The 3,103-nt window shown below is 37.2% G+C and carries 4 protein-coding genes; 3 read left to right on the top strand and 1 reads right to left on the bottom strand.

From position 1 onward, the window contains the following. Positions 1-221, top strand: a 221-nt coding sequence (locus ADA55_RS30450) for a hypothetical protein (protein ID WP_048883032.1), incomplete at its 5' end; no start/stop codon positions are given. Here ADA55_RS30450 and ADA55_RS10975 read toward each other — a convergent pair. Then, complete coding sequence (locus ADA55_RS10975; protein ID WP_048683482.1) at positions 192-512, bottom strand: PadR family transcriptional regulator; 321 nt, start codon at positions 510-512, stop codon at positions 192-194. The genes ADA55_RS30450 and ADA55_RS10975 overlap by 30 nt on opposite strands. Positions 513-822: 310 nt before the next feature. On the opposite strand from ADA55_RS10975, the gene ADA55_RS10970 reads away from it, so the two are divergent. Together ADA55_RS10970 and ADA55_RS28415 are read left to right on the top strand one after the other, a co-directional pair. Next, a complete protein-coding gene (locus ADA55_RS10970; protein ID WP_048683478.1) occupies positions 823-1,569 on the top strand; it encodes an alpha/beta hydrolase in 747 nt (248 codons plus the stop codon). A 165-nt stretch (positions 1,570-1,734) separates the two neighbouring features. Next, a protein-coding gene (locus ADA55_RS28415) for an IS3 family transposase (RefSeq protein ID WP_226990452.1) occupies positions 1,735-3,065 on the top strand; the annotation gives its coding sequence in 2 pieces (ribosomal slippage) (positions 1,735-2,107 and positions 2,107-3,065; 1,332 coding nt in all). Positions 3,066-3,103: the final 38 nt, after the last annotated feature.

Genomic DNA, 3,103 nt, shown 5'->3' with positions numbered 1-3,103 from the left:
CGAGTAAAAGTGCAAAATTCACGAGTAAAAGTGCGAAACTCACGAGTAAACGTGAAAACTCACCAGTAAAAGTGCGAAATTCACGAGTAAAAGTGCGAAAACTAAGTGTGCAGTACGAATTCACGAGTAAAACAGCAAAAAAAGCTCCCTGGGCCGTTCCATTAATGGGTGCAGGAAGCTTTTTATTTGGTTTAGAATTGCTCTGCGCTTTTTCGAACTAATTTTTCCAGGAAGAAAAAGCATTCGCGTTTCCGCTCAAGTTCGGTTTGTCCATTTTCGGTGACATGATAATATTTCCTTCGGCCTGATTCGGACTCTTTCCAATGTCCTTTTATGAATTCTTTTTTTTCTAATCGTTTAAGGGCAGGGTAGAGGGTGCCTTCACTTATTTCATAGTTGCCCTTGCTCATTTGCTTCAGGATTTTGGTTATTTCATAGCCGTATAGCCTTTTTTGTGAAAGAAGTGAAAGCAAAAGGAGGTCAATGCTTCCCTTCATTAATTCTTTATCCATATAAAATCTCCTCCTTTTCATTTTTAAAGTGTAATACGTTGTACATCGTATCACAAGGTGCATTTTACTTTTCTTAAAAAAAATGGTTAAATGACGATTGCTAAATAAATTTAATCATAGTAAAATGTGCTTCGGAACGGATGAGTTGTGAAGAGTGTGGTAAGGATACTATATACATGATTTAATTGTTTTAATGAAAATACGGAATAGGATAGAAGAATCACTACTCAAGGGGTATTAATTGATTTTTTTTCGAAAATCATTTAGATTCTATTTATCAACAAGAGCAAAGAAAGAAGGTCCTAGATAGATGAAAGTGAAAGCACCTGAGTCATTCACATATATAGGTGGAAAGAGAGCAGTTCTTCTGCTTCACGGGTTTACCGGAAGTACAGGAGATATGAAGAAATTAGGGAAGTACTTAAATGATCTCGACTATACTTGCCACGGACCTCTTTATAGTGGGCACGGAGTATCAGCCGAGGAACTTGCTAAAACTGGTCCAAAGGAATGGTGGGGAGATGTAGTTAATGGCTATAATTTCCTAAAAGGAGAAGGCTATGAGGAAATTGCAGTTGTAGGAATTTCTTTAGGGGGAGTGTTCTCATTAAAAGTGGGAATTGAATTGCCTGTAAAAGGGGTAGTTTCAATGTGTGCTCCGACGCAAGGAAAAAGTATCGATCGACAAAAGAACCGCTTGCTCAATTATGCACAGGCTTATAAGAAGTTTGAGGGCAAAGATGAAGACCAAATTGCTGCAGAAGTGAAGCTGCTTGAAGAAGAGCCTATGCCTCAACTAAAAGATGTGTTGAACATTATAAATGAGACAGGTGAAAATTTAGATTTAATCACATCCCCAACTCTTGTTCTGCAAGGTCGTTTGGATGATCCCGACTATACGGAGAGTGCTACAGCGATTTTCAATGAAGTCGATACACAGCATAAACACTTGATATGGTATGAAAAATCTGGCCATATTATCACATTGGGCAAGGAACGTGAACAGGTGTATGAAGATGTGTATAAGTTCTTGAATACACTGAATTGGTCGGAGTAATAAGCGATATTTTGGATCCCCTTTAAGTTGAACGTGTAAAAAGCCTACAGTCCTAAGTTAAACTGTACCCTATAGAGTAGACACCTAAAAAAGTCTCCTATAGGGTACTTTTTTGTATAATTAAGAAACACAACGAGAAAACACAACATGGGACTGGAGAAGGTTATGAGTAAAAAGCTTTTTACAGAGAAAGAAATCAAACTACTATCATCTAATAATTATGTTAAATCTGTAAGTTCAAAAGGAATTACTTATACTGATGAATTTAAGCATATATTTATAGCGGAAAAACAGAAAGGCAAGTTCGTAAGGCAAATATTTGAAGAATTTGGGTTTGATGTAGAGGTTTTGGGGACGGAAAGAATTAAATCAGCGAGTAAGAGATGGCAAGCAGTTTACGAGAAGAACGGGATTATTGGTTTATGTGACACTAGAGCAGGAAATTCAGGGCGCCAAAAGGAAAGAAAACTTACCCTAGAGGAGAAAAATGCTCGCTTAGAAGCACAAATCAACTTACTAAAGGCAGAAAACGAACTGTTAAAAAAGATTCGTTTTGCAGAAAGGGGGATGAAGAAGTAGTTCTTCCTCCTTTCCAAAAATATATCCTAATTCGCTCCGTGATTGAAAAATATCAACTAAAACATATGGTGAAATACCTTTGTAAAATAGTCGGTGTTTCAAGAAGTGGTTATTATAATTACTTCTCAGTGAAATCACAGGAAAAAAGAATTCGAAAAGATGAAAAGGATGAGGTAGTGAAAGAAATCATCATAAAAGCATTCCATTTCAAAAATCGTAAGAAAGGGGCTCGTCAGATCAAAATGACTTTGGCGGGTCAATTTAATGTTGTCTATAATTTGAAGCGTATCCGGCGAATCATGAAGAAGTACAGCATTATATGCCCTATTCGGAAGGCAAATCCGTACAGACGAATGATGAAAGCCACTCACGAGCACCGTGTGGTGCCGAATCTTTTGAAGAGGGAATTCAAACAGGAAGTTCCAGGTAAAATACTACTGACAGATATCACATATTTGTTCTATGGCCAAGGAAAGAAAGCTTATCTATCAACGATTAAGGATGCTTCGACCAATGAAATTGTGGCTTACCATGTATCAGATCGCATTACCATGGACCTGGCTACGGAAACCCTCCTCAAGTTAAAGAAAAATCGAAGATTTCACAAAGCAAAGAATGCCTTTATCCACTCTGATCAGGGAACTCATTATACCCATCCGGACTTTCAGAAATTAGTAAAAAAACTGGGATTAGGCCAGTCGATGTCAAGGCGCGGGAACTGCTGGGATAATGCACCTCAAGAATCTTTTTTTGGCCATTTTAAAGATGAAGCCTCTATTAAAGCATGTTCAACTTTAGATGAATTAAAAAAAGAAATTAAGCAATATATGACGTATTACAATCACTACAGATACCAATGGAATTTAAAAAAGATGACTCCTGTTCAATACAGAAATCATCTTTTTCAAGCTGCCTAGGCTTTTTTTAAACTGTCCTTTACAAAGGGTACATTTCA

Source organism: Bacillus sp. 220_BSPC (assembly GCF_001054655.1).
Taxonomy (GTDB): Bacteria; Bacillota; Bacilli; order Bacillales; family DSM-1321; genus Peribacillus; species Peribacillus frigoritolerans.
The sequence above is the reverse complement of the archived record's forward strand: the minus strand, read 5'-3'. Positions and strand labels throughout refer to the sequence as shown.

Bases quoted from the DNA above. Each gene is read 5' to 3' on its own strand.
- ADA55_RS10970 (WP_048683478.1), top strand. From the start codon at position 823: ATGAAAGTGAAAGCACCTGAGTCATTCACATATATAGGTGGAAAGAGA.
- ADA55_RS10975 (WP_048683482.1), bottom strand. From the start codon at position 512: ATGGATAAAGAATTAATGAAGGGAAGCATTGACCTCCTTTTGCTTTCA.